The sequence below is a fragment of the Paraburkholderia sp. UCT2 genome (genome assembly GCF_014397665.1).
In the GTDB taxonomy this organism is placed as follows: Bacteria; Pseudomonadota; Gammaproteobacteria; order Burkholderiales; family Burkholderiaceae; genus Paraburkholderia; species Paraburkholderia tuberum.
In genome coordinates this window covers 62,415-87,135 of the sequence record NZ_VZQO01000007.1, presented here as the reverse complement: position 1 = coordinate 87,135, position 24,721 = coordinate 62,415, and the positions used below count along the sequence as shown (strand labels likewise).

Sequence of the window (24,721 nt, the reverse complement as noted above, 5' to 3'; positions counted from 1 at the left end):
GAACCGCCGCAAAGGAGATTAAGGTGCTGCTCAAGGACAAAGTCGTGATCGTCACCGGCGGCTCGCGCGGCATCGGACGCGCGATCGCGGTGGCCTGCGCGCGCGAAGGCGCGGACGTGGCGATCAACTACTGGGGCGACAACGACGCATCGTATGGCCGGCGCTCGGCGGTCGAGGAAGTCGTCGGCGAAATCGAGGCCTTGGGGCGGCGCGTGATCGCGGTGGAAGGCAACGTCGCGGCGCGCGACACCGGCCAGGAGCTGGTGCGACGGACGGTCGACGCGTTCGGCAAGCTCGACGTGCTCGCGAGCAATGCCGGCATCTGCCCGTTTCACGCTTTTCTCGACATGCCGGCGGACGTGCTCGAATCGACGGTCGCGGTCAATCTGAACGGCGCGTTCTTCGTCACGCAGGCTGCCGCGCAGCAGATGAAAAAGCAGGGCACCGGCGGCGCGATCGTCGCGACGAGTTCGATCAGCGCGTTGGTGGGCGGCGGCATGCAAACGCATTACACGCCGACCAAGGCCGGCGTGCATTCGCTGATGCAGTCGTGCGCGATCGCGTTGGGGCCGTTCGGCATCCGCTGCAACTCTGTCATGCCGGGCACGATCGCGACCGATCTGAACGCCGAAGATCTCGCCGACGAAGCGAAGAAGGCCTACTTCGAAAAGCGCATTCCGCTCGGCCGCCTCGGGCGTCCCGACGACGTCGCTGATTGCGTCGTGTTTCTCGCGTCGGACCGCGCGCGCTATGTGACGGGCGCCGCGCTGCTCGTCGACGGCGGCCTGTTCGTGAACCTGCAATAAGCGACGACGCGCGATGCGGGCGTCAATTGACCGTGACGGGCGTAGTCGGCGTGCCGGGTGCGGCGGCCGGATCGTCGCGCGCGAGGTCGCGCGAGAAGCCGCGCAGCAGTTCGATGAAGCGCAGCGCCGGCTCGGCGAGCTGCTCTTCCTTGCGCGTGAGAATGCCGAAACCCGCGAGACTCTTGCCGATTTCGAGTGGCAGCGCGACCAGCAGCCCGCCGCGCACATGATCGCGCACGACCGACTCCGGCAGCATCGCGACCGCATCGTAATTCTCGAGCAATTGCAGCGTCGCGAAGATCGACGCGCATTCGGTCAGATTGACTGGCGTGGCGAGCCCGGCACGCGCGAGTTCTTCCTCGAACAGCACGCGCGCCGGACTCGTGACGGGTTGCGCAACCCACGGCCACGCGACCAGTTCGCGCAACGTGATGCGCGTGCGCCGCGCGAGCGGATGCACGGCGCGCACGACGAGCAGCAGCGTTTCGCGCGCGAGCGGCTCGAAGCTGAAGTCGTTGTGCTGCAGAGGGTTGGTCAGGCGCCCCAGCGCGAGATCGACCTCGCGCCGATGCAGCAATTGCACGACCTGATCGCTTGTTTCACCGAGGATGCGCACGCTGAGCAGCGGGCTTTCGGTCTTCAGCGCGGCGACCGACATCGCCAGCAGATCGGGCGCGGCGCCCATGATCGCGCCGACGGTCAACTGGCCGTGACCGCCGCGGCGTTTGACATCGAGGTCTTCGGCGAAGCGTGTGAGCTCGGCGAGCGCACGGCGCGCGTAAGCGAGCGTGACGACGCCGAGCGGCGTCGGCGTCATGCCGCGCGCGTTGCGCTCGAACAGCAGGAAGCCGAACGCTTCCTCGATGTCGCCGAGCATGCGGCTCGCGCTCGGTTGCGCGACGTTGACGGCCTCGGCGGCCTGATGCAGGTTGCGGGTGTCGTCGAGTGCGACGAGCAGGGCGAGATGCTTGAACTTAAGACGATTGACGAGTGCGACGGCGGCTGAATGTTGGCTCATGGTGCCAGTAGGAGTGCCCGTGCGATTCGGTTTGTGGATCGACCAATCCCAACAACGGATTGAGAGGCTATCGATGCAGGAATTATAGTCGTTCGAAGAGCTACAGGAGACAGGCCGCAATGGAGACAATCGCTTTCCGGATGGTGCTGAACCCCGGCATGCGCGAAGAATACGAACGGCGTCATACGCAGATCTGGCCCGAGCTCGTTGACGCGCTGCACAACGCCGGCGTGCGCGACTACCGCATTTTCTTCGACCCCGACACGCATCATCTTTTCGCGGTGCTCTCGCGCACCAGCGATCACACGATGGACCAGTTGCCGCAACTCGACGTGATGCGCAAATGGTGGGATTACATGGCCGACATCATGCAGACCGCGCCCGATCACACGCCGCTGTCGCAGCCGCTCGAACCGGTCTTTCGTCTCAGTCATTGAGTCGCGCTGAACGCAGCTGAACCCCGCAACGACGCACGAACCTCGAAATGCTTTTAACCGGACGAAGGTGCCGCATGCAGGTTGTCGATTCGCATATCCATCTGTGGGATCTGAAGACGCATCGCTATCCGTGGCTGGAGAACCCGGGCGTGTCGTTCGTCGGCGATGCGCGCGATCTGAAGCACGACTATCTGCTCGACGATCTGCTCGGTGAAGCGGGCGACGTCGACGTGCTGAAGCTCGTGCACGTCGAAGCGAATCACGATCCGGCCGATCCCGTCGAGGAAACGCGCTGGTTGCAGTCGATTGCGGATCGCGACGCCTCGCGCGGCATGCCGAATGCGATCGTCGCCGCCGTGGACCTGTCCGCGCAAAATGCGCCCGCGTTGCTCGAAGCGCATGCGTCGTTCGCGAATACGCGCGGCATCCGGCAGATTCTCAACGTGCACGACAACAAACTGTTCGATTACGTCGGCCGTCATTACATGCGCGAGCCGCAGTGGCGCGAGCATTTCGCGTTGCTGCGCCGTTACGACCTGTCGTTCGATCTGCAACTGTATCCGTCGCAAATGGAAGAGGCGGCCGCGCTCGCGCGTGCGTATGCGGACACGCTTCTGGTCGTCAATCATGCGGGCATGTTCGTCGATCGTAATAGCGTGGCCGGTTACCGCGCGTGGCGCGAAGGCATGCGCCTGCTCGCGGCGTGTCCGAACGTCGCGGTGAAGATCAGCGGGCTCGCGATGTTCGATCATCACTGGACCGTCGAAAGCCTGCGGCCTTATGTGCTCGAAACGATCGATACGTTCGGCGTCGAACGTGCGATGTTCGCGTCGAATTTTCCCGTCGACCGGCTGTTCGGTTCGTATACGGATTTGTGGCGCGCGTATGCGGCGATCATTGGCGATGCGAGCGAGGCTGAGAAGGACGCGCTGTTTCGGCGCAACGCGGAACGGTACTACCGGATTTGACGCGCCGCGCGTCGAAGAGAAGACCGCCGCAAAAAAGGAGACACGCAGTGCAGCCATCCCCTTCCACGGTGCCGCGACTCGAATTGCGGCACGCGAGCAAATCCTTCGGCCGGGTGCGCGCGCTGTCCGACGGCGACCTCGTGCTGTGGCCCGGCGAGGTGCATGCGCTGCTCGGCGAGAACGGCGCGGGCAAATCGACGCTCGTGAAAATTCTCGCCGGGGTGCATCAGCCCGACGCCGGCGAGCTTCTGGTGAACGGCGAGCCACGTCGCTTCGCGACGCCGGCCGAAGCGCGCGACGCCGGGCTCGCGGTCATCTATCAGGAGCCGACGTTGTTCTTCGATCTGTCGATCGCGGAGAACATCTTCATGGGCCGGCAGCCGGTCGACCGCTTCGGCCGCATCCAGTACGACGCGATGCATCGCGAGGTGGACGGACTGCTTGCGTCGCTCGGCGTCGAGTTGCGCGCGGATCAGCTGGTGCGTGGTCTGTCGATCGCGGATCAGCAGGTGATCGAAATCGCGAAGGCGTTGTCGCTGAACGCGAGCGTGCTGATCATGGATGAACCGACGGCCGCATTGTCGCTGCCCGAAGTCGAGCGGCTCTTCGCGATCGTGCGCAAGCTGCGCGAACGCGACGTCGCGATTCTGTTCATCACGCACCGGCTCGACGAAGTGTTCGCGCTGACGCAGCGCGTGACGATCATGCGCGACGGCGCGAAAGTCTTCGACGCGCTGACCGCCGATCTGAGCACCGACGCGATCGTCGCCAGGATGGTCGGCCGCGATCTGCAAACGTTCTATCCGAAGGCCGATTGCACACCGGGCGACGTGCGTCTGTCGGTGCGCGGCCTGACGCGCATCGGCGTGTTCAAGGATGTCTCGTTCGACGTGCGCGCCGGCGAGATCGTCGCGCTCGCGGGCCTCGTCGGCGCGGGACGCAGCGAGGTTGCGCGGGCGATCTTCGGTATCGATCCGCTCGATTCGGGCGAAGTGTGGCTGGCCGGCAAGCGGCTCGACACCGGCAAGCCCGCGGCCGCGGTGCGCGCCGGGCTCGCGCTGGTGCCGGAGGATCGCCGCCAGCAAGGGCTCGCGCTCGAACTGAGCATCGCGCGCAATGCGTCGATGACGGTGCTCGGACGGCTCGTTCGACATGGGCTCATTTCGACGCGCAGCGAAACGCAGCTCGCCAACAAGTGGGGCACGCGTCTGCGCCTGAAGGCGAGCGACCCGGAGGCGCCGGTCGGTACGCTGTCGGGCGGCAACCAGCAGAAGGTCGTGCTCGGCAAGTGGCTCGCGACCGGCCCGAAAGTGCTGATCATCGACGAACCGACGCGCGGCATCGACGTTGGCGCGAAAGCCGAGGTGTATGGCGCGCTCGCCGAACTCGTGCGCGATGGCATGGCCGTGCTGATGATTTCGAGCGAGTTGCCCGAGGTGCTCGGTATGGCCGATCGCGTACTCGTGATGCACGAAGGCCGCATCAGCGCGGAGCTCGCGCGCGCCGACGCGAACGAGGAGCGCATCATGGGCGCCGCGCTCGGTCAGGGACTGTCACCATTGGGACGTGCAGCATGATGCGCCATTCGACCCATCCCGCGCCGGTGCGGCAGTCGCTGCCGAAGCGTTCCGCCGCTTCATCGGGCGGTCTCGTCGCGAGCGTCGCGAAGAGCCGCGAAACCACGTTGTTCGTCGTGCTGATCCTGCTGATCGCGGGGACCGGGCTCGCGAAGCCGCAGTTCCTGAATCTGCAGAACCTGCGCGACGTGCTGCTGAACGTGTCGATCATCGGTCTGCTAACGGCTGGGATGACCGTCGTGATCCTGATGCGGCATATCGATCTGTCGGTCGGCTCGACGGTGGGTATCAGCGCGTACGCGGTGGGCAGCCTGTACGTTGGGTTCCCGCATATGCCGGTGCTCGTCGCGCTGGCCGCGGGGCTCGCGATCGGGCTCGTCGCGGGCGGCATCAATGCGCTGCTCGTCGCGGTGGGGCGCGTGCCTTCGCTCGTGGCGACGCTGTCGACGCTGTACATCTTTCGCGGCGCCGATTACGCATGGGTGCACGGCGGCCAGATCAACGCGACCAGTCTGCCCGACGCGTACTCGCGGCTCGCGACCGGCACGCTGCTCGGCATCCCGACGCTCGCGCTGATCGCGATCGTCGTACTCGCCGGCCTGTCGGTGTATCTGAAGCAGTTTCGCGGCGGTCGCGAGCACTATGCGATCGGCTCGAATCCGGAAGCCGCGCGGCTCGCGGGCGTGAACGTCGAGCGTCGCGTGATGTCGGGCTTTTTGTTGTCCGGGGCGATTGCGGGCTTCGCGGGCGCGTTGTGGCTCGCGCGCTTCGGCACCGTCGATGCCAGCACCGCGAAGGGCATCGAATTGCAGGTCGTCGCGGCGGCGGTGGTCGGCAGTGTCGCGATTACGGGCGGCGTCGGCACGATCCTCGGCGCGACGCTCGGTGCGCTCGTGCTCGGCGTGATCAGCATCGCGCTCGTCGTGCTGCACGTGTCGCCATTCTGGGAGCAGGCGATCCAGGGCGCGCTGATCGTCGCCGCGATCGCCGCCGATACGCTGCTGGCTCGCTCCGTCGCCAAACGCATGATGAGGAAACGCGATCATGGCTAAACCCGATTCCGCGCTGCTCACGCGCAAGCGCGAAACGCCGCTGCAATGGGAAGTGTTGCTGGTGATCGTGCTGATCGTGTCGCTGGTGTTGGGCCGCTGGCTGTCGCCGGTGTTTCTGACCGGCGCGAACCTGAGCAACGTATTCGCCGATCTGACCGAGATCGCGCTAATGGCGCTGCCGATGACGCTGATCATCGTCGCCGCCGAAATCGATCTGTCGGTCGCGTCGGTGCTGGGCGCGTCGAGCGCGCTGATGGGCGTGCTGTGGCACATGGGGCTGCCGATGCCGGTCGTGATCGTTGTGGTGCTGATCGCCGGCGCGCTGGCGGGCCTGCTGAACGGCCTCGTGATCGTCAAGCTGAACCTGCCGTCGCTCGCGGTCACGATCGGTACGCTCGCGCTGTTTCGCGGTCTCGCGTATGTGCTGCTCGGCGATCAGGCGGTCGCGGATTTTCCGGCCGCGTATACGGCGTTCGGCATGAACACGCTTGGCCCCACGTTCATTCCGTTGCCGTTCGTGATCGTGATCGTCGCCGCCGTGCTGTTCACGGTTCTGCTGCAAGCCACCGCGTTCGGCCGCAGTCTCTATGCGATCGGCGCGAATCCGACCGCCGCCGCGTTCTCCGGCATCGAGGTCGCGAAGATCCGTTTGCGCCTGTTCGTGCTGTCGGGTCTCGTCAGCGCGCTCGCGGGCATCGTCTATACGCTGCGCTTCACGAGCGCGCGCGGCGATAACGGCGAGGGCTTCGAGCTGTCGGTGATCGCCGCGGTGCTGTTCGGTGGCGTCAGCATTTTCGGCGGACGCGGCTCGATGGTCGGCGTGCTGCTGTCGCTGCTGATCATCGGCGTGCTCAAGAACGCGCTGACGCTCGACGATGTATCGAGCGAAACGCTGACCATCGTGACCGGCGTGCTGCTGCTCGCGTCGGTGCTGATTCCGAACCTCGTCGCTCGCTGGCGGGCGGCACGCGACCGGCGTTTCATCGCGAAGTCCGCCGCCACGTCTTCTTCATCCGCAACCTAGCTTCCCCTCTCTGTCCAACAACAACGCAGGAGACACTTCATGTTCAAACCTCTACGTCACACCGGCATGGCCGCGCTCTGCGCCGCGTTGCTCGCGATCAGCTGCGGCGGCGCGTTCGCCGCTGAACTGAAAAGCGGGCTGAAGATCGCGTTCGTGCCGAAGCAGATCAACAACCCGTACGAAGTGATCGCCGACGACGGCGGCCTCGCCGCGATCAAGGAATTCGGCGGCGTGGGCAAGGCGGTCGGGCCGTCGGATGCGGGCGCGTCGTCGCAGGTGTCGTACATCAACACGCTGATCACGCAGCACCAGGATGCGATCGTGATTGCCGCCAACGATGCGAACGCGGTCGTGCCGTATCTGAAGAAGGCGATGGGTCAGGGCATCAAGGTCGTCACGTTCGACTCCGACACCGCGCCCGAGGGCCGCCAGCTGTTCGTCAATCAGGCGAACGCCGAAGGCATCGGTCGCGGCCAGGTGCAACTGGTCGCGAAGCTGATGGGCGGCGAGGGCGAGTTCGCGATTCTGTCGGCGACGCCGAACGCGACGAACCAGAACACCTGGATCAAGTGGATGCAGGAGGAACTGAAGAAACCGGAGTACTCGAAGATCAAGCTCGTCAAGATCGCGTACGGCAACGACGACGATCAGAAGTCCTTCGTCGAAACGCAGGGCTTGCTGCAGGCGTATCCGAACCTGAAGGCGATCGTCGCGCCGACGACGGTCGGCATCGCGGCGGCGGCGCGCTATATCTCGTCGTCGTCGAGCAAGGGCAAGGTGGCGGTGACGGGCCTCGGCACGCCGAACCAGATGCGCGCGTTCGTGAAGAACGGCACCGTGACCGCGTTCCAGTTGTGGGATCCGAGCGAGCTCGGCTATCTGGCCGCGTACGCGGCGGCGTCGCTCGCGTCGGGCACGATCACGGGCAAGGAGGGCGAAACGTTCGACGCCGGCAAGCTCGGCAAGCGCACGATTGGCGCGCACGGCGAAATCATTCTCGGGCCGCCGACCACGTTCGATGCGAGCAACATCGACAAGTACAACTTCTGAGCTTCGGCAACGCCGACTGTCCACCTGATCGCCGTTGGCGGTTAGTGGGCAGTCAGCGCAGCGGATCTCGGGGCTTTCGCGTGCGGTCCGCTCAGCGGCGGATCGCAAAACGCCGCGCATAAGCGGCGGATGGTGAGCCGCTTCCCCACACCGCGCCATCGATCAGTTCCCTTGTGACGTCCTCGCCGGGCACCGGCACGTTCACGCGCGCGCCGGCCTCGCGATACAACTGCGTCTGGTTGATGCGCGCGGCGACCGCGTCGTAGTCGTTGTGCGCATCGATGATCCCCCAGCGCTCGAACTGCGTGAGGAACCACGCGCCTTCGAATGGATGCGGATAGTTGACCGCGCCGTCGTCGAAGAAACGCATCGGCAGGCGGCGCGGGTTCGCCGTGTCGAGGAGGTCGCCGAGCCGCGCCGCGATCAGCGTCTCGTCGATACCGATGTAATCGGGCCGCGCGAGCCAGCGGGCGATCTCGTCGCGATGCCCGGCGCCGTCGAGCCAGCGGCACGCTTCGAGCACGGTCTGCACGAGCGCGCGCGTCGTGCGCGGATGCGCATCGACGAAATCGCGTCGGCAGGCGAGCACTTTCTCGGGATGCTCGGGCCACACCTCGCTCGAATAAGCGATCGTTTTGCCGACGCCGTGCGCCTCGGCCATTTCATTCCAGGGCTCGCCGACGCACAGACCGTCGAGCCGGTCTTCGGCCAGCGCGGCGACCATTTGCGGCGGCGGAATCGCGACACTGTCGATGTCGCGCAACGGATCGACGCCTTGCGCCGCGAGCCAGTAGTACAGCCACATCGCATGCGTGCCGGTCGGGAAGGTGTGCGCGAACACCGGCTTGCGGCCGAGCGTCGCGAGCGCCTCGCGCAAGGTCCCATGCTTCGCGAGCGCATCGGCGAGCCGATTCGACAGCGTGATCGCCTGGCCGTTGCGGTTCAGCACCATCAGCACGGCCATGTCGGTGCGCGGGCCGCCGAGGCCGAGCTGCACGCCATACACGAGCCCGTAAAGCGCGTGCGCGGCGTCGAGATCACCGGCTAGCAGCTTGTCGCGCACGGCGGCCCACGACGGCTGGCGGCACAGTTCGAGCGTGAGCCCGTGCGCATGGCCGAACTCGAGCAGCTTCGCCGCGATCAGCGGCGCCGCGTCGGACAACGCGACGAAGCCGAGCCGCAGATGGGTCTTTTCAGGCGGCTCCGCAAAGGCCGCGGCGGTGACGGAAGTGGCTGGATTCATGAGCGCATCATTTGAGCGAGCCGGCCGACGCGACGACCTCGCGCGCCACCTCGGCGAGTTTGACGCCCTGGTTCATCGCGCGTTTGCGCAGACTCGCGTAGGCGGCCGGTTCGGTGAGTTTCTGCTGATCCATGAGCAGGCGTTTCGCGCGATCGATCAGCTTGCGCTCGGCCAGTTCGTTTTCGGCCTGCGCGAGCCGCTCGCGCAATTGCGACTCCTGCGCGAAACGCGCGAGCGCGACTTCGAGAATCGGCGCGAGCCGCTCGGTCGCGAGGCCTTCGACCAGATACGCGGTGACGCCCGCGTTGACCGCTTGGCGGATCAGTTGCTGGTTCGCGTCGTGGCTGAACATCAGCACGGGGCGCGGCGCGCTCGCGTGCATCACGGCGAGCTGTTCGAGCGTATCGCGCGACGGCGACTCCGTATCGATGATGATGACGTCGGGCCGCTCGTCCTGAACCGCGCGATGCAGCGCCTGCGGCGTCGCGGTGCCGGAGAGCATTTCGCAGCCGAGACAGGCGAGCGCGTCGCGCAGATCGCCGATGGGTTTGTCGGTGTCGGTGACAAGAAGAACACGCAGCATGGAGTCGGGGGAAGGGACATCTGACCATCAGTAAAGCAATGGATATGCCAGTCTTCGCGCGACGGGGCTTGGCGAGGTGTGAGAGCGCATTCGCGCGAATGGCGGGGATCGATTGGGGTTTTTTGCGGGCGATCGCTGCGAATCGTCCGCGAAAGAGGGACGCGGCCACGCCGGTCGCGCTGCACCGGCGAGGGGCATGCAGGACAGCGGACGCCCGATGCACCGAAGCAGCGCATCGCGTTCGTCGCGGCCGCAGCCTTGGAGCCTTAAAGCCAGCGCGAATAACTGCGCGGTGAAAACAGCAAGGTCACCGCCATCATCACGGCGATGCAGCCGGCGAGCATGATCCACGCGGCGACGAATCCGCCGCTCCAGCCGCGCACGATGCCGGTCACGAGCGGCGCAACCGCCGCGCCGAACGCGCCGGCGCCCATCGCGACCACCGGCAGACTGGTCAGCAATGACGTGCCGTAGAAGCTCAAGCCGGTCGCGTCGCGAATCGCCGTCAACAACGGGCTGATCGAGGTCAGCAGCGGGTGCAGATAGAGCTGGAGGAGCGGGTGGTCGAGCAGGTGCGCAAAAGCGCGGGTGGGGAGGATTTGGGGGCGGTGTTTGGAGTTTAGCGAGACGTGCTGCGACGTGCGTGGTCGCCGAAGCGGCGTGCCGCCAGATTCCAATCAAGACGCCGCGCGTGTTGCGGCGTACGACGTTCGCGCATGCGCTGGAGAGCATCCCGAATGTCAGGGAAGACGTCTATTTCACGCGCTTGGGCGGCGAGGCTGACGTAGCGCGTTCAAGCAGAACGCGGAGTCGGAAGGGATGGCGCGAGTCTGTCGGGCCTCGCGCTTTCGCATGGGTTCGGGCGGGCTGCCCGCATCGCCTGCACAACATCACAGGTACGCAGGGCGGCGCCGTGACCCCTGCTTACCTCCGCCGCGCCGCTTGCCGTGGCGCACCGCCGCCACTCGCACGCTCGTCCTTGTGGCGGAAATTGATGCGCCCCTTGGTCAGGTCGTAGACCGACAATTCGAGCGTCACGCGATCGCCCGCGAGAATACGGATATGGTTCTTGCGCATGCGCCCGGACGCATAGGCGCCGACCACGACGCCGTTGTCGAGCGTCACGCGGTAGCGGCTATCCGGAAGCACTTCGTCGACAATACCGTCAAGTTCAAGCAGTTCTTCTTTCGCCATGCATAACTCCTGGTCGATGGGATAAAGGGGAAACCGGCCGCAGGCATTGCGAGCGGCGCGACTGTGGATTCGTTTGAAAAGCAGCGGCGCCCGAAAGCACGCTGCGCGACATGAGTGACGCGCCGATGACGCCGCTCAAAGATCGGTCACCGACTGACCGCTCACCTGGCCGTCGATCAGCCGTTCCGCATGCGCCATGCACGCGATGCGCGCCTTGCCCATGCCGTCGAACGGAAACAGATACTGCAGGCGAAATACCCGGCCGTCGGCCGCCGGATTGGCGCCGACGCGGCAGATGCGCACCGAAGCGTCGTAACCGGCGCCCGGATTGCGGGTCGCTTGCGCGCCCGCGGGGCGGCGCGGATAAACGAGCGGGTGAATTTCGTAACCTTTGTAGGTCCTGACTGCTGGATTCATGAGAAACATGTCCTGTATTGCGTGGTCCACGCGCCGCGTGCGGGGCGCTGCTTCCGGCAACGCTCCTTTGACGCGTCACGGTACGGACCGGCGGCGCAGCACCGATGGGCGCGCCGCGTTAAAAATGGTTGGCACAGGCCTGCTAGACCCGACGGGCTCAATGACAATGGCTCGAGCGGTCGCGCGAAAACGCGGATTCGACCGAAAAAACGCTGAAGCGGCGCGTCAATTCGGGCGCCGGACGCATGATGCTGAACCGCTCGGTGTACTTCTCGCGACGGCGAATGCGGGCGGCGCATTGCCGGAGTGACGGGATCGCCGATAAAGGGCGGTCGAACAGTCGGGGGTGGTGCGGAGATGCCGGGTTGAGACTGCCTGGTGCTGCCAGTGCTATATGGGTGCGAGGTGCAACTATTGCAATATGATGCCTGAAATAGCCCTGATTGGATAGTGCAAACTTCAGCGCACGACCGGAACGCCCGACTGGCAGGGCTTCGCGGGCGGTTGGCGAAGTCGTGTCGGAGGCGGGACGGGCGACGGACGCGCAAATTGCGCGAGTGGCGCGCGCGAGGCTCCTATCCGAACGCGTGCGTCAGCGCGACGTTTCGGCGACGCGCTTCTGCAATTCGCGCGCGGCCGCCAGCGGCAGGCGCGCATCGTTCCAGCCGGCCAGCCATTCGACTTCCTTGGCCGTGAAGACCTGACCATGGTTGCGCAGCGCGTACTGCAGCGAATCGATGATGTGGTTGCGAATGATCTCCGGCGTGCGCTTGTCGTCGAGCACGGCGCGAAGCGCTTCGAGTGTGGCCATCGGTTGGTTCCGTTCGGTTGGGTGTCGGCGGATCAGTGTTTATCGCACGAAAAAAATGCGCTGGCGAGGTAGACAAAATTGCCGTCCGGCGTCGAGTCGCGGCGCCAGCGCGAGGCCGCTACAATGGCGACTTCCTGAATTGCGGACCGAGCGGGCGCGCCGGCGTCCGCTGCGGGCATCTGGCTTCGTCGTCATCCGCTATCGCGCGCCGCCTCCTTCGAACCTCGCGTTTTTTCCATGCGCAACCCGAACGTGTCTCCTGTCAAAGACCTGCTGCTGAAGCGCTACGCGCCGATCGCCGACGGCATCGCCGCGCTGCTCTATCCGTGCGCCGAGGTGGTGATTCACGATCTGCGCGATCAGACCATCGCGTATCTGGTGAACAATCTGTCGCGGCTCGAGGTGGGCGCGCCGTCGGTGCTCGACGACGCGCACTTCGCGGCGCGCGGCCAGACCATCGGCCCCTACGAGAAACTGAACTGGGACGGCCGCCGCCTGCGCTGCGTGAGCAACATCCTGTTCGACGACGACGGCAAGCCCGCCGGCATCCTGTGCGTGAACTTCAACATCGCGGTGTTCGAGGATGTGCGCTCGACGCTCGATCTGTTCATCAAGGGCGGCGCGATGACGGACGCGCCTGCCGACGATCTGTTCCGCGACGACTGGCAGGACCGCATCAACACGTATCTGCACGCGTGGCTGCGCGACCGGCAAATCGGCATCAATGCGCTGACGCGCGAGCACAAGCGTGAAATCGTCGAGGCGCTGCACGCGCAGGGCGCGTTTCGCGGCCGCAGCTCGGCGAATTACGTGGCCGCGGTGCTGACGATGGGCCGCGCGACCGTCTACAAGATCCTGAAGCAGATGAAAGAGGGCGGTTGAGCTCAGGCGCGCCGTGCTTGAAAATGCATCGACGACGCCCAAAATAAGGTCACACACCATGCGCTACCGACACTACAAAGGCGGCATTTACGAACTGGTCTGCGAGGCCACGCTCGAATCGGATCCGACGGTCACGATGATCGTCTACAAGGCGGCCAATGGTACGATCTGGACCCGTCCAGCGACGGTGTTTTTCGAGCTGGTAGAGCAGGAAGGCGTCAAGGTGCCGCGTTTTGCGCCGCTCGATGAGTTCAACAACGAGGCAGATGCGTCCCCCGCGGACTCACCCATGCTGCCGTAATCACAGGAACAGGAAAACCGAATGCGTCTTTTGCTTGCCATCATTCTGCCGTGGCTGCAGTTTTTCACGATCGGCCGTCCGTTTGCGGGCATCATCTGCCTGATTCTGCAAATCACGCTGATCGGCTGGGTGCCGGCGGCCATCTGGTCGGTGTATTCGCTGAGCCAGTACAACACGGACAAGAAAATTGCCCGCGCAATGGGCAACGGGCGGTGAGACACAGCGCGTGAAAGCGTCGGCTAGCGGGGCGCCAGGCCCCTACGCTACCGCTCACTGTGCCGGTATCGCGACCGCATCCGGCACTTCGATCACCACGTCGGTTTCCGCGACCGCCACGCACGGCAGGATATAACCGTCCGCCTTTTCCTCGCGGCTCACGCCGGGCCATTCAATCGAGTAGCGCACACGCCCAGACGTCATCCGGCACAAGCATGTTCGGCACGTGCCGTTGCGGCACGAACGCGGCAAACGCAGATTGGCGAAAGCGGCGGCTTCGAGAATCGTCAGCGAATCGGGCGCATCGAAGCTCTGGCCGAGCGGTTCGACGCGAACCACAGGCGGGCGGGTGGGGGCGGACATCGTGCAGGTCAATGACTAGGTGCGCGACACTTTACACGGGATCGGACACCGCTTTATGCCGCGCCGCAACATCGGCGCGTCAGTCGCGCCTTCAAGAAAAAATCGGGGAAATCTTGCACCTGGCCCGAACTCGTCTAAAGTAAATCAATTCACCTCCGCGTGGCGCGAACTGACGATGCTGCGTCGAGGCGACGGCCCGCGTCGGCTGCATGGGACAAGGAGGAACGAGCGGCGGACGCGATAGCAAGCAATCAGCGCGTGCATTACCCGAGCGCATCGTACGCGCACTCTTCCAGGTGACTCCCATGCAGATCCAATTCCCGAACGAAGCCCCTGAATATTCAGGTCGCGAACTTACTTTGGCGTTTCCGGCAATGGTCGATGGGCAGAGGGTGGAGTGCATGATCACTGCGGAAGCGCTCGAAGATCACTTCGGCGCTGCGTCCCCCCGGCTGGAGGACATGATCGTCGCGTTCGACGCGCACCGGCCGCGCATCGAGGCCGCCACGCGCCGGCTGTTGTCGGAAACGCGCGCGCAGTGTCTCGTGCTCAGAAGCGGTTACGTGCGGTTTTACGAGGCGAACTGGCGTAACTGACCGATCTGAAACTATCGGCTGGCTACCGGTACCGAAGCTTCGGCAAGCGCGACTGCTGCCGAAGCGCGAAGTTCGGATTCACCCGTGCCGCTGCCGCTGGCTGGCCTTCGTGCAAGCCGCGACTACGTGCAATGCATCGGCGGCACGCAGCCAACTCCATTACTTTCAAATGATCCGCCGCAGCGCCCGATCCTTGAACACCACATGGTGCGCGATCGCCGCGAGCGCGTGCAGTCCGATTACCCAATAGAACACGTTGCCGAGCCACTCGTGCGCGTCCTTCAACAGCGGCCGCGCGATCGCATCCGCGCGCACCAACGTGAAGCTGATGTCCGTCCATGCGAGCGACACCGGCCGCCCGCCCGCATTGACCATCAGCATGCCGAGCAGCGGCTGCGCGAAGATGAACACATAGAGCGCGAGGTGCGCGGAGCGCCCGAGAAAAGCGAGCAGCCGATTGCTTTCGAGCTCCTCCGGCGCGCCGGCCCACAATCTCCACAGCAGCCGCAACACGGCCAGCCCGAGCACCAGCGTGCCGGCCCAAAAATGCACGCCGGTCCAGAACGCGCGGCTGTCGGAGCCGCGCGGGCCGCGGATTTCGATGGCCAGATAGGCCAGCGCGACCAGCAGAAAAATCATCCAGTGGAAGAAAATCGCGGGCTTCGTGTAGCGGTCCGCCGTGCGGTTATATGAGGACATCAAGACTCCTGGGGTGGCGACCCGGTCGATCGTCATTCGAAACATCGGATGATAAACGGTCCCCGAACCCGACGACACATTCGACCCCCCGGCCGCGCGACCTCCTCATTCGCTGCCGAGATAGAAATACCGGAACAGGAAAATGGCCGCGATGATCCACACGACCAGCTTCACCTGGCGCGCCTGGCCCGTCAGCAGCTTGAGTCCCGCGTACGAGATGAAGCCGAACGCGACGCCGTTCGCGATCGAGTAGGTGAACGGCATCAGCAGCGCGGTCAGCGCGGCCGGCACGACTTCGGTCGCGTCGTCCCACGGCAGGTCGACCAGTTCGCGCAGCATCAGGCACGACACGTACAGCAGCGCGGGCGCGGTCGCATACGGCGGCACCACTTCGGCGAGCGGCGCGAAAAACAGCGCCGCGACGAACAGCACGGCGACCGTGATCGCGGTCATGCCGGTACGGCCGCCGGCCTGCACGCCCGATGCGCTTTCGATATACGCAGTCGTCGACGAAGTACCGAGCATCGAGCCGGCGAGAATCGCGGTGCTGTCCGCGAGCAGCGCGCGGTTCAGCCGATGCATCTTGCCCTCCACCAGCAGCCCCGCGCGGTTCGCGACGCCCATCAGCGTGCCGGTCGCATCGAACAGCTCGACGAGGAAGAACACCAGCACCACGTTCAGCACGCCGCTCGACAGCGCGCTGCGGATATCGAGCTGCAACAGCGTCGGCGCGATCGACGGCGGTGCGGACACGATGCCGTGAAACTGGTTGCCGCCAAAGAAAAAGCTCAGGATCGTCACGGCGACGATACCAATCAGGATCGCCCCGCGCACGCGCATATGATCCAGCGTGACGATGCCGAAGAAGCCGACCGCCGCGAGCACGACGTGCGGGTCATGCAGATTGCCGAGCGTGACGAGCGTGGCCGGATTGCCGACCACCACGCCGGCCGACTTCAGCGAAATGATCGCGAGAAAGAGACCGATGCCGCCGGTGATCGCGATGCGGATCGAATGCGGAATGCCCTTGACGATCACCTCGCGCACGCGGAACAGCGTGACGATCAGGAACAGGCACCCGGAGATGAACACCGCGCCGAGCGCGGCCTGCCACGTGTAGCCCATGCCCTTGACGACCGTGTATGCGAAGTACGCGTTCAGGCCCATGCCGGGCGCGAGCGCGATCGGGTAGTTCGCGTACAGACCCATGATCAGCGACGCGAGCGCGGCCACGAGGCAGGTCGCGACGAACACCGCGCTCTTCGGCATGCCGGCGTCGCCGAGAATCGCCGGGTTCACGAAGATGATGTAGGCCATCGTCAGGAAAGTGGTCACGCCGGCTAGCACTTCGGTGCGCAGGTTGGTGTCGACGGCGTCGAAGCCGAAGTAGCGGTTGAACGAGTCCATGTGGCGGGTTTTCTCTCTTGCGTCGTTCAGACAGTGCTTTTGTCATCGAGGCGGTGACAGCGCGGCGCGGCAAGGCAGGCCGCGCGGCGGCGTTACGGCGGAATTGTAGTCACGAATGGCAGCGCCCCGGCGCCTGTGGCGGCGCCGGCAGGCCGCCCGGGCCCGTCAGGCGGGCGGTTTGCCGTGCGACTGTGGCGCCTGCGCATCACCGCGAGGCGCCTGACGCGCGAGCCAGCGATCGAGTTCGCCAGCAAACGCCTTGCCATCGCGCGCGCTGAAGGCGGCCGGCCCGCCCGTGTCGACGCCGCTCGAGCGCAACTGGTCGAGCATCGAGCGCATGCGCAGCCGTTCTTCGATCGTGCCGGGCGTGTACCAGTTGCCGCGCGGATCGAGCGCGTGGGCATTTTTTGCCAGCACGGCGGCGGCGAGCGGGATGTCGGCGGTGATCACGAGGTCGCCCGCGACGACGCGCTCGACGATCAACTGATCGGCGGCGTCGAAGCCGGCCGGCACCTGGATCGCGCGGATCAGCGGCGACGGCGGCACGCGCAGGAACGAATTGGCGACCAGCGTCAGCGGCATGCCGGTGCGGCGCGCCGCGCGATACAGCATGTCCTTGACGACGGCCGGGCAGGCGTCGGCATCGACCCAGATTGGCATGGTGCGGGTTCCTGCTGTGTGCGGCTGGTTTGCTGCGTGGGGGATGGAGGGACCGGATGATACCTTGGCGCGACGCAAGCCGTGCCATGCCGCTCGCGGCGGGCGGCATTCAGGCTGCGACTACGCCAGCCGCGACCGCTTTACTGCACGGCCGTCGGGGCGTTGCCTTGCTGCTGCTCGCGGTGTTGCGCGACGATGCGGCCCGCGCGCTGCGCGTTCTCCGGATAGTTGATCCAGTCCAACGGGTCGTAGCCGGCGGCGAGCCATTCCGCGAGGTCAGCGCGGACCTGGGCGCGCGTTTTCGGCGCCGACGGGTCGGCGGGCTGCGTCACCGCTTGCGCGTAGACGGTGCTGATACCCACGGCGGCCAACAGCGCGCCGAGTCCAATGCGGGAAGACAGTTTCATGGCGGGCTCCTGCGGAGCGGAAAAACAGCCGGACCTGGTGGTTTTTCGGTGCGCCGGGTAAGGCAGTACAAGCAACGCACCACTTCTGCCGGCAAATCGAACCCGCCGCGAGCCTCATTCGCCACGTCAGCGCAAGCAACGCGCAAGCGGGTGGGTATGCCGAAACGTCGACGCTAATCCGCGCCGAATGGATGTCCTGACAAATATCGTCCTATCACGCCGATGGCTTGTTGAAGCGTTCGAGCCCCGCACTCACGAGGTCGATCGGCAGCGGAAACACGATCGTCGAGTTCTTGTCGGCGGCGATCGTCACCAGCGTCTGCAGATAGCGCAACTGCATCGCCTGCGGTTGCCGCGCGAGCGTCTGGGCCGCCTCCAGCAACTGCTTCGATGCCTGCAACTCGCCTTCCGCGTGAATCACCTTCGCGCGCCGTTCGCGCTCGGCTTCGGCCTGACGCGCAATCGCGCGGATCATCGTTTCATTGATATCGACGTGCTTGATCTCGACGATCGAAACCTTGATGCCCCATGCGTCGGTTTGCGAGTCGAGCACTTTCTGGATGTCGGTGTTCAGCTGCTCGCGCTCCGACAGCAGCTGGTCGAGGTCGTGCTTGCCGAGCACCGCGCGCAGCGTCGTCTGCGCCAGCTGGCTGGTCGCCTCGAAGTAGCGCGCGACCTGGATCACCGCCTTCTCCGGATCGACGACGCGGAAATACACGACCGCGTTGACCTTGACCGACACGTTGTCGCGCGTGATCACGTCTTGCGTCGGCACGTCGAACACGATGGTGCGCAAATCCATGCGCACCGCCTGCTGCACGATCGGAATGATCAATACGAGCCCGGGCCCCTTGACCTTCCAGAAGCGGCCGAGCATGAACACGACGCCGCGTTCGTACTCGCGAAAAATCCGCACCGACGACGCAATCAGCGCGATCACGAGCAGGATCAGGATGCTGCCGAAGCCGAATGTGAAGCCGATCATGAGCGTTCTCCTTGTAAGGCGTCGACCGACGTAACGGGCACCACGGTCAGTGTGAGGCCGTTGCGCGCCGTCACGCGCACGCTCTGACCCGGGGCGGCCGGCGTGGTGCTCGAGACGCGCCAGCGCTCGCCGTGCACGCGCGCCCAGCCGGCCAGCGGGCCGCCCGCCGCGTGTTCGGGTTCGGGCAGCAAGCCGCCGTCCAGCACCACGCCGACGCAGCCGATCAGCGCCTCCGAGCCCGTCACGACCGGCCGCCGCCGCGCGCGCAGCGCGAGCCGCGACACGCCGAGCACGAACGCGACGCTGAACACGACGACCGCGGCGATCAGCGGCAGCGGGATGCCGTAGCCGGGCACGTCGGTATCCATCAGCATCGTTGCGCCGACCACGAACGCGACCACGCCGCCGAAGCCGAGCGAGCCGAAGGTCGGCAGGAACGCTTCGCCGATCAGGAAGGCGATGCCGAGAAAGATCAGCCCGAGGCCGACGTAGCTGATGGGCAGCATCTGCATCGCGAACAGGCCGAGCAGCAGGCTGATTGCGCCGACTACGCCGGGCAGCACGAAGCCCGGATTGGCGAATTCGAAGAACAGGCCATACATGCCGAGCATCAGCAGAATCAGCGCGACGCTCGGATCGGTGATCACGGCGAGAAAGCGGCTGCGCCAGTCGGGTTCGAGCGTGATCAGCGGCGCATGCGCGGTGTGCAGCGTGACGCTGCCCGCGCTCGTGACGTACGTGCGGCCGTCCAGCTGGCGCAGCAGGTCCGGCACGTCGCGCGCGACGATATCGATGACGTGCTGCGCGAGCGCTTCCTCATCGGACAGGCTCACCGCTTCGCGGACCGCGCGCTCGGCCCAGTCGGCGTTGCGGCCACGCATCTGCGCGAGGCCGCGGATGTAGGCGGCGGCATCGTGGACCTGCTTGCGCAGTTCGGTCGATTGGGTGTCGAGCGGCAGAGCACTGGCGGCTTCGGACGATGCGCCGGGTGACGCAGGCGCAGGCGCGGACGCGCCGCCAGGCGGCGTGCGCATGTCCGGCAGCCCCGGCGTGCCTGGGGTGGCTGGCGTTACGGGCGGGCCGCCGGCGGGCGGCTCGTTGCCGCCGATGCCCATCTGGATCGGCGTCGCGGCGCCGAGGTTGGTGCCCGGCGCCATCGCCGCGATGTGGCTCGCGTAGACGATGTAGGTGCCGGCGCTGGCCGCGCGCGCGCCGCTCGGCGCGATGAAGGTCGCGACCGGCACCGGCGAGGCGAGGATCGCCTTGATGATCTGCCGCATCGACGTATCGAGGCCGCCGGGCGTATCGAGTTGCAGGACCGCGAGCTGTGCGCGCTGGCTGGCCGCGCGCTGCAAACCACGCACGATGAAATCGGCGGTGGCCGGTCCGATCGCGCCATTCACCGGAATCACGACGACGCTGTTGGCGGTCGCGGTGGCGACGTTCGCCGCGCTCGCCGCATTGGCCGCTTGCAGCGGCGCCAGCGCTTCGCGCGTCGCGAAGCCGAACGCGCATAGCACGCCGAGCACGGCGATGCCGCGCATCAAACGGCCCACGATGCCGCCGCGGATAAGCGGCCTGCGCGGACCGGACTGCCGGAGCGGGAGACGCGGAGTCGTGTTCATCGCTGACGGCCGTCGCGCCAGCCGGTGCGAACCGGCGGCGCGGGCCCCTACCCTCGATCAAGGCTGGCCTGTTGCCGCTTAAAGCTTAGTCCGATTCGGCGCGTCGCGTGAGATCGAGCCCCGCGGCCCGGGCCGGCCGGTAGTCGGTCGGGCGCATGCCGGTCCATTTGCGGAACGCGCGATGAAACGCGCTCGGCTCCGCGAAGCCGACGGCGTTGGCGATATCGGCGATGGTGCGCTGCGTGCGCTGCAGTTCGGCGATCGCGATGTCGCGCCGCAGCGCGTCCTTGATCGACTGATACGTGTGGCCCTCCTGCTTCAGGTGCCGCCGCATCGTCGCCTCGGCGACGTGCAGGCGCGCGGCCATCTGATCGGCCGCGGGCCAGCCCGACATCGGCAGCGCGCGCAGCGTCTTGCGCACGCGCGCGGCGAGCGAACCCGGATTGCGGTACTTGACGATGAAGCTGCCCGGCGCATCGCGCAGAAACGGCCGCGCCGAGCGCGAAGTCTGGATCACCGGCAGTTCCAGAAACGCAGGGTCGAGATCGACGGACGACGCGGGCTCGTCGAAATACATGTCTTCGCAGAACATCAGCCGGTATTCGTGCGCGGCCGGCGGCGCGGCGCAGCGAAAGCGCGCTTCGAGCAACGGAATGCGCCGGCCGACGAGCCAGCACACGAGCCCGTACACGAGGATGAAATACGTCGCGTAAGCGAACATGGCCGGCTTGCGCGTGCCCGCGCGCTCGACGAACTTCAGGCGCACACGCTGCGCGTTGGTGTCGATCGTCGCGCCGAGATCGTCAAGCACGAGCCGCATGAAGCCGACCGCGCGCGCAAGCGCCTGCGCGCCGTTGCGCGCGCCCAGCGCCGTCTGCGTCATCGCGATGAAGCTGCCGCTTTTCATCGGATGCGAGTCCTGGCCGAAGAATTCGTCGTCGAGCGCGCGTGCGATGCCGGCCCACAGCGCGCCGTATTGCGCCGACGATACGCGGCTTTTCGGCGACGCGAGCATCGCCGCGGCAATGCCGGCCGCTTCGGCGAGCGTTCGCGCGTCGAGGCCGCGCGCCGTCGCGAGCGCGAGCGTTTCCTCGACGAGACTGACGGAGATCGTGCCTTTGTCGCTTTTCATCGGGATTCGGCTTTTCTGGCAAAAGCGCTCAGCATAGGCTGGATCGTGGTTCATGAAGCCCCTGAAATGGCGAGGCTCCATGCACGTGCATGGTAGCAGGATGGCAAAAGCGCTCAGCAAGAATGAGCGGAGCGAGCATCGAACGGCGCGGGCCGCTTGCCTACACTTGCCGCATCACCGCGATCGCCAGCACGGCCGCCAGCACCAACGAGGACGCAGTCATGGACAGCTTCTACACCGACGAACAACGGATGATCCGCGACGCCGCGCGCGACTTCGCGACCGAATGCCTCGCGCCGCACGCGGCGCAATGGGATCGCGACGCGCAACTGCCGGCCGGGGTCGTCGCGCAGCTGGGCGAACTCGGCTTTCTGGGCATGATGGTGCCGGCCGAGTGGGGCGGCTCCTACACCGATTACGTCGCCTATGCGCTCGCGCTGGAAGAGATCGCGGCCGGTTGCGCCGCCTGCGCGACGCTGATGAGCGTGCACAACTCGGTCGGCTGCGCGCCGATCCTGAACTTCGGCAGCGCCGCGCAGAAAGACCGCTATCTGCGCGAGCTCGCCATCGGCCGGACGATCGGCGCGTTCTGCCTGACCGAGCCGCAGGCGGGCTCGGAGGCGAACAATCTGCGCACCCGCGCGCAGCGGCGCGACGGGCAGTGGATTCTGAACGGCAGCAAGCAGTTCGTGACCAACGGTGCGCGCGCCGGTCTCGCGATCGTCTTCGCGGTCACCGATCCCGAGCGCGGTAAGCGCGGCCTGTCCGCCTTCATCGTGCCGACCTCGACGCCGGGTTTCGACGTCGGCCGGCCGGAGCACAAGCTCGGCATTCGCGCATCGGACACCTGTCCGATCTCGCTCGATCAGTGCGCGGTGCCCGAGGCCAATCTGCTCGGCGAGCCGGGCGAGGGTCTGCGCATCGCGCTGTCGAATCTCGAAGGCGGGCGCATCGGCATCGCCGCGCAGGCAGTCGGCATTGCGCGCGCCGCGTTCGACGCCGCGCGCCGCTACGCGAACGAGCGCGAACAGTTCGGCAAGCCGCTGAAAGACCACCAGACGATCGCGAACATGCTTGCCGACATGGCGACGCGCCTGAATGCCGCGCGCCTGCTCGTACATCACGCGGCACGGCTGCGCTCGGCGGGGCGGCCGTGTCTGTCGGAGGCGTCGCAGGCGAAGCTTTTTGCGTCGGAGCTTGCGGAGGAGATCTGTTCGAACGCGATCCAGATTCATGGCGGCTACGGCTATCTGGAGGACTATGCGGTCGAGCGCCACTATCGGGATGCACGGATCACGCAGATTTACGAAGGGACGAGCGAAGTGCAGCGGATGGTGATCGCGCGCCATGTTTGAGGGCGGCGTTTGAGCGCACAATAGCCTGGCCGTGGATGCTCGCCTGGATCACCGCGGCGAAAATAACCGAGCGCGCCCCGCGCCACTCGCAACTACGTTGCATGAGACCAGAGTAAGCGCTAAAGCGCTAACTCTGGTCGACAGGAGACGACGATGACAGCAGCGAAAGCCTTTCTCGAAGCGCGCGATCTGCTAGTGCGCCATCGCACCGACTACGAGCGCGCGTACCGCGAATTCGCGTGGCCCGCGCTCGGCGAGTTCAACTGGGCGCTCGACTACTTCGACGCGATCGCGCATGACAACGACAACCCCGCGCTGTGGATCGTCGACGATCCTTCCAGCGACGGCCTGCGTCTGTCGTACGCGCAGATGTCGGAGCGCTCGTCGCGGATGGCGAACTTTCTGCGCGGCGCGGGCGTCGGCCGCGGCGACCGTGTGCTGCTGATGCTGCCGAACCGCGTCGAGCTATGGGACGTCATGCTCGCCGCGATGAAGCTCGGCGCGATCGTGCTGCCCGCCACCACGCAGCTATCCGCCGACGACGTGCGCGACCGCGTGCAGATCGGCGGCGCGAAGTTCGTCGTGGTCGACAGCGCGGAGCTGGGCAAATTCGATGCGCTCGACGTGCCGCTCACCCGCCTGTCGGTCGGTGCGCCGCGCGACGGCTGGATCGATGTTGCCGCCGCGTACGAGGCTTCGCCGCATTTCGCGCCGGACGGCGTCACCCACGCCAGCGATCCGCTGTTGCTGTACTTCACGTCCGGCACCACCTCGAAGCCGAAGCTGGTCGAGCATACGCACCAGAGCTATCCGGTCGGGCATCTGTCGACGATGTACTGGATCGGCCTGCAACCCGGCGACATCCATTGGAACATCAGCTCGCCGGGCTGGGCCAAGCACGCGTGGAGCTGCTTCTTCGCGCCGTGGAACGCGCAGGCCTGCGTGTTCGTGTTCAACGTCCCGCGCTTCGTGCCGAAAGACACACTCGCCGCGCTCGTGCGCTTCAACGTCACCACGCTGTGCGCGCCGCCGACCGTCTGGCGCATGCTCGTGCAGGAGCCGCTCGGCGACTATCCGGTGAAGCTGCGCGAAATCGTCGGCGCCGGCGAGCCGCTGAATCCGGAGGTCATCGAGCGCGTCAAGCACGCGTGGGGCATTACGATTCGCGATGGCTACGGCCAGACCGAAACGACCTGCCAGATCGGCAATTCGCCGGGCCAGCCGGTCGTGGCCGGCTCGATGGGGCGTCCGTTGCCGGGCTACCGGGTCGAGCTGCTCGACGCCGACGACCAACCGGTCGGCGAAGGCGAAATCGCGCTGCCGCTCGCCGAACGGCCGCTCGGCCTGATGACGGGTTACGCGAACAACGCCAACGCGACCGCGCAGTCGATGCGCAACGGCCTCTATCGCACGTCGGATGTCGCGCTGCGTCGCGACGACGGCTACTACGTGTATGTCGGCCGCTCGGACGACGTGTTCAAGTCGTCCGACTATCGCCTGAGTCCATTCGAACTCGAAAGCGTGCTGATCGAACACGAGGCGATCGGCGAGGCGGCCGTCGTGCCGAGCGCGGACGCGTTGCGTCTGTCGGTGCCGAAGGCGTTCGTCACCGTGCGTCACGGCTACGAAGCCGGTCCCGAACTCGCGCGCGCGGTGTTCGCGTTCTCGCGTGAAAAACTCGCGCCGTACAAGCGGATTCGCCGTCTGCAATTCAGCGAACTGCCGAAGACGATCTCCGGCAAGATCCGCCGCGTCGAATTGCGGCGCCGCGAAATGGAGCGCGCGGCCGAGCCCGCGCGTCTGCCGGACGAGTATTGGGAAGAGGATTTTCCCGACTTGCGGTGACTGTCTTTATTCCTCGCCATTGCTGGTTTGCCGCCCCGGTTTGAATCGCACGCGTTGAATTCGAGCTT

Annotated in this window: 28 protein-coding genes; 13 read left to right on the top strand and 15 right to left on the bottom strand. The window is 65.9% G+C overall.

Annotation, left to right across the window (positions count from 1 at the left end):
- Nucleotides 1-23: 23 nt before the first annotated feature.
- Nucleotides 24-806, top strand: a complete 783-nt coding sequence (locus tag F6X39_RS08215; protein ID WP_184062740.1) for an SDR family NAD(P)-dependent oxidoreductase — start codon at nucleotides 24-26, stop codon at nucleotides 804-806.
- Between the two features lie 22 nt (nucleotides 807-828).
- Here the strand turns inward: F6X39_RS08215 and F6X39_RS08210 are convergent, their stop codons facing one another.
- Nucleotides 829-1,824 carry a LysR family transcriptional regulator gene (locus tag F6X39_RS08210; RefSeq protein ID WP_184054564.1) on the bottom strand — a complete coding sequence of 332 codons (996 nt, stop codon included), beginning with the start codon at nucleotides 1,822-1,824 and terminating at the stop codon, nucleotides 829-831.
- A 119-nt stretch (nucleotides 1,825-1,943) separates the two neighbouring features.
- Between F6X39_RS08210 and rhaM the strand changes: the two genes are divergently transcribed.
- The 6 genes from rhaM to rhaS all read left to right on the top strand — a co-directional run bounded on the left by rhaM (nucleotide 1,944) and on the right by rhaS (nucleotide 7,932).
- The gene (gene rhaM / locus F6X39_RS08205) at nucleotides 1,944-2,261 is read left to right on the top strand and encodes an L-rhamnose mutarotase (RefSeq protein WP_187616263.1); all 318 of its coding nucleotides are present in this window, start codon (nucleotides 1,944-1,946) and stop codon (nucleotides 2,259-2,261) included.
- Between the two features lie 74 nt (nucleotides 2,262-2,335).
- Nucleotides 2,336-3,229 (top strand): amidohydrolase family protein, encoded by an 894-nt coding sequence (locus F6X39_RS08200; protein WP_187616262.1) that lies wholly within the window; start codon nucleotides 2,336-2,338, stop codon nucleotides 3,227-3,229.
- A gap of 47 nt (nucleotides 3,230-3,276) precedes the next feature.
- Nucleotides 3,277-4,806: a sugar ABC transporter ATP-binding protein gene (locus tag F6X39_RS08195; RefSeq protein ID WP_187616261.1), complete on the top strand. Its 1,530-nt coding sequence runs from the start codon at nucleotides 3,277-3,279 to the stop codon at nucleotides 4,804-4,806.
- Nucleotides 4,803-5,858 carry an ABC transporter permease gene (locus tag F6X39_RS08190; RefSeq protein ID WP_184031485.1) on the top strand — a complete coding sequence of 352 codons (1,056 nt, stop codon included), beginning with the start codon at nucleotides 4,803-4,805 and terminating at the stop codon, nucleotides 5,856-5,858. The genes F6X39_RS08195 and F6X39_RS08190 overlap by 4 nt, the downstream gene beginning before the upstream one ends.
- A complete protein-coding gene (locus F6X39_RS08185; RefSeq protein ID WP_187616260.1) occupies nucleotides 5,851-6,882 on the top strand; it encodes an ABC transporter permease in 1,032 nt (343 codons plus the stop codon). The genes F6X39_RS08190 and F6X39_RS08185 overlap by 8 nt, the downstream gene beginning before the upstream one ends.
- Nucleotides 6,883-6,921: 39 nt before the next feature.
- Entirely contained in the window at nucleotides 6,922-7,932 is a 1,011-nt protein-coding gene (rhaS, locus tag F6X39_RS08180) for a rhamnose ABC transporter substrate-binding protein (protein ID WP_184066155.1), read from the top strand.
- Nucleotides 7,933-8,023: 91 nt separating this feature from the next.
- Here rhaS and F6X39_RS08175 read toward each other — a convergent pair whose 3' ends face one another.
- The 6 genes from F6X39_RS08175 to F6X39_RS08145 form a co-directional block, all read right to left on the bottom strand.
- Nucleotides 8,024-9,175, bottom strand: coding sequence for a CmpA/NrtA family ABC transporter substrate-binding protein (locus tag F6X39_RS08175; protein WP_187616259.1), 1,152 nt, complete (start codon nucleotides 9,173-9,175; stop codon nucleotides 8,024-8,026).
- Between the two features lie 7 nt (nucleotides 9,176-9,182).
- Entirely contained in the window at nucleotides 9,183-9,758 is a 576-nt protein-coding gene (locus tag F6X39_RS08170; RefSeq protein WP_187616258.1) for an ANTAR domain-containing response regulator, read from the bottom strand.
- A gap of 266 nt (nucleotides 9,759-10,024) precedes the next feature.
- A complete protein-coding gene (locus F6X39_RS36655; RefSeq protein WP_262413649.1) occupies nucleotides 10,025-10,435 on the bottom strand; it encodes a hypothetical protein in 411 nt (136 codons plus the stop codon).
- 247 nt (nucleotides 10,436-10,682) lie between these two features.
- Nucleotides 10,683-10,952 carry a translation initiation factor IF-1 gene (infA, locus tag F6X39_RS08155; RefSeq protein WP_184031475.1) on the bottom strand — a complete coding sequence of 90 codons (270 nt, stop codon included), beginning with the start codon at nucleotides 10,950-10,952 and terminating at the stop codon, nucleotides 10,683-10,685.
- A 135-nt stretch (nucleotides 10,953-11,087) separates the two neighbouring features.
- Nucleotides 11,088-11,369 carry a hypothetical protein gene (locus F6X39_RS08150; protein ID WP_187616257.1) on the bottom strand — a complete coding sequence of 94 codons (282 nt, stop codon included), beginning with the start codon at nucleotides 11,367-11,369 and terminating at the stop codon, nucleotides 11,088-11,090.
- 592 nt (nucleotides 11,370-11,961) lie between these two features.
- On the bottom strand, nucleotides 11,962-12,180 hold the full coding sequence (locus F6X39_RS08145; RefSeq protein ID WP_187616256.1) for a hypothetical protein: 219 nt from the start codon (nucleotides 12,178-12,180) through the stop codon (nucleotides 11,962-11,964).
- Between the two features lie 237 nt (nucleotides 12,181-12,417).
- Here F6X39_RS08145 and F6X39_RS08140 point away from each other — a divergent pair, with 237 nt between their 5' ends.
- From F6X39_RS08140 to F6X39_RS08130, 3 genes are read left to right on the top strand one after another with little or no spacing between them, the layout of a single operon-like run.
- Nucleotides 12,418-13,062: a transcriptional regulator gene (locus tag F6X39_RS08140; protein WP_187616255.1), complete on the top strand. Its 645-nt coding sequence runs from the start codon at nucleotides 12,418-12,420 to the stop codon at nucleotides 13,060-13,062.
- 58 nt (nucleotides 13,063-13,120) lie between these two features.
- Nucleotides 13,121-13,363 (top strand): DUF1653 domain-containing protein, encoded by a 243-nt coding sequence (locus tag F6X39_RS08135; protein ID WP_187616254.1) that lies wholly within the window; start codon nucleotides 13,121-13,123, stop codon nucleotides 13,361-13,363.
- Nucleotides 13,364-13,384: 21 nt separating this feature from the next.
- Nucleotides 13,385-13,579 (top strand): YqaE/Pmp3 family membrane protein, encoded by a 195-nt coding sequence (locus tag F6X39_RS08130; RefSeq protein WP_090806541.1) that lies wholly within the window; start codon nucleotides 13,385-13,387, stop codon nucleotides 13,577-13,579.
- Nucleotides 13,580-13,633: 54 nt separating this feature from the next.
- On the opposite strand, the gene F6X39_RS08125 is transcribed toward F6X39_RS08130, so the two are convergent.
- Nucleotides 13,634-13,942, bottom strand: a complete 309-nt coding sequence (locus F6X39_RS08125; protein WP_187616253.1) for a 2Fe-2S iron-sulfur cluster-binding protein — start codon at nucleotides 13,940-13,942, stop codon at nucleotides 13,634-13,636.
- 305 nt (nucleotides 13,943-14,247) lie between these two features.
- Here F6X39_RS08125 and F6X39_RS08120 point away from each other — a divergent pair, with 305 nt between their 5' ends.
- Nucleotides 14,248-14,538: a DUF1488 domain-containing protein gene (locus F6X39_RS08120; protein WP_026226687.1), complete on the top strand. Its 291-nt coding sequence runs from the start codon at nucleotides 14,248-14,250 to the stop codon at nucleotides 14,536-14,538.
- A gap of 165 nt (nucleotides 14,539-14,703) precedes the next feature.
- Here the strand turns inward: F6X39_RS08120 and F6X39_RS08115 are convergent, their stop codons facing one another.
- From F6X39_RS08115 to F6X39_RS08085, 7 genes are all read right to left on the bottom strand, one after another.
- The gene (locus F6X39_RS08115; protein WP_184054536.1) at nucleotides 14,704-15,237 is read right to left on the bottom strand and encodes a cytochrome b; all 534 of its coding nucleotides are present in this window, start codon (nucleotides 15,235-15,237) and stop codon (nucleotides 14,704-14,706) included.
- A gap of 105 nt (nucleotides 15,238-15,342) precedes the next feature.
- Nucleotides 15,343-16,644 carry an NCS2 family permease gene (locus F6X39_RS08110; RefSeq protein ID WP_187616252.1) on the bottom strand — a complete coding sequence of 434 codons (1,302 nt, stop codon included), beginning with the start codon at nucleotides 16,642-16,644 and terminating at the stop codon, nucleotides 15,343-15,345.
- Between the two features lie 165 nt (nucleotides 16,645-16,809).
- Nucleotides 16,810-17,304 carry a YaiI/YqxD family protein gene (locus F6X39_RS08105; RefSeq protein ID WP_090806534.1) on the bottom strand — a complete coding sequence of 165 codons (495 nt, stop codon included), beginning with the start codon at nucleotides 17,302-17,304 and terminating at the stop codon, nucleotides 16,810-16,812.
- Between the two features lie 140 nt (nucleotides 17,305-17,444).
- Complete coding sequence (locus tag F6X39_RS08100) at nucleotides 17,445-17,711, bottom strand: DUF4148 domain-containing protein (protein WP_184062720.1); 267 nt, start codon at nucleotides 17,709-17,711, stop codon at nucleotides 17,445-17,447.
- Nucleotides 17,712-17,925: 214 nt separating this feature from the next.
- Complete coding sequence (locus F6X39_RS08095; protein WP_187616251.1) at nucleotides 17,926-18,696, bottom strand: slipin family protein; 771 nt, start codon at nucleotides 18,694-18,696, stop codon at nucleotides 17,926-17,928.
- Nucleotides 18,693-20,321 carry an NfeD family protein gene (locus tag F6X39_RS08090; protein WP_187616250.1) on the bottom strand — a complete coding sequence of 543 codons (1,629 nt, stop codon included), beginning with the start codon at nucleotides 20,319-20,321 and terminating at the stop codon, nucleotides 18,693-18,695. The genes F6X39_RS08095 and F6X39_RS08090 overlap by 4 nt, the downstream gene beginning before the upstream one ends.
- Before the next feature lie 85 nt (nucleotides 20,322-20,406).
- Nucleotides 20,407-21,453, bottom strand: coding sequence for an AraC family transcriptional regulator (locus F6X39_RS08085; protein ID WP_187616249.1), 1,047 nt, complete (start codon nucleotides 21,451-21,453; stop codon nucleotides 20,407-20,409).
- A 221-nt stretch (nucleotides 21,454-21,674) separates the two neighbouring features.
- Between F6X39_RS08085 and F6X39_RS08080 the strand changes: the two genes are divergently transcribed.
- Nucleotides 21,675-22,808: an acyl-CoA dehydrogenase family protein gene (locus F6X39_RS08080; RefSeq protein WP_184066390.1), complete on the top strand. Its 1,134-nt coding sequence runs from the start codon at nucleotides 21,675-21,677 to the stop codon at nucleotides 22,806-22,808.
- Between the two features lie 153 nt (nucleotides 22,809-22,961).
- Entirely contained in the window at nucleotides 22,962-24,653 is a 1,692-nt protein-coding gene (locus tag F6X39_RS08075; RefSeq protein WP_187616248.1) for an AMP-binding protein, read from the top strand.
- The last annotated feature ends 68 nt before the right edge of the window (nucleotides 24,654-24,721 follow it).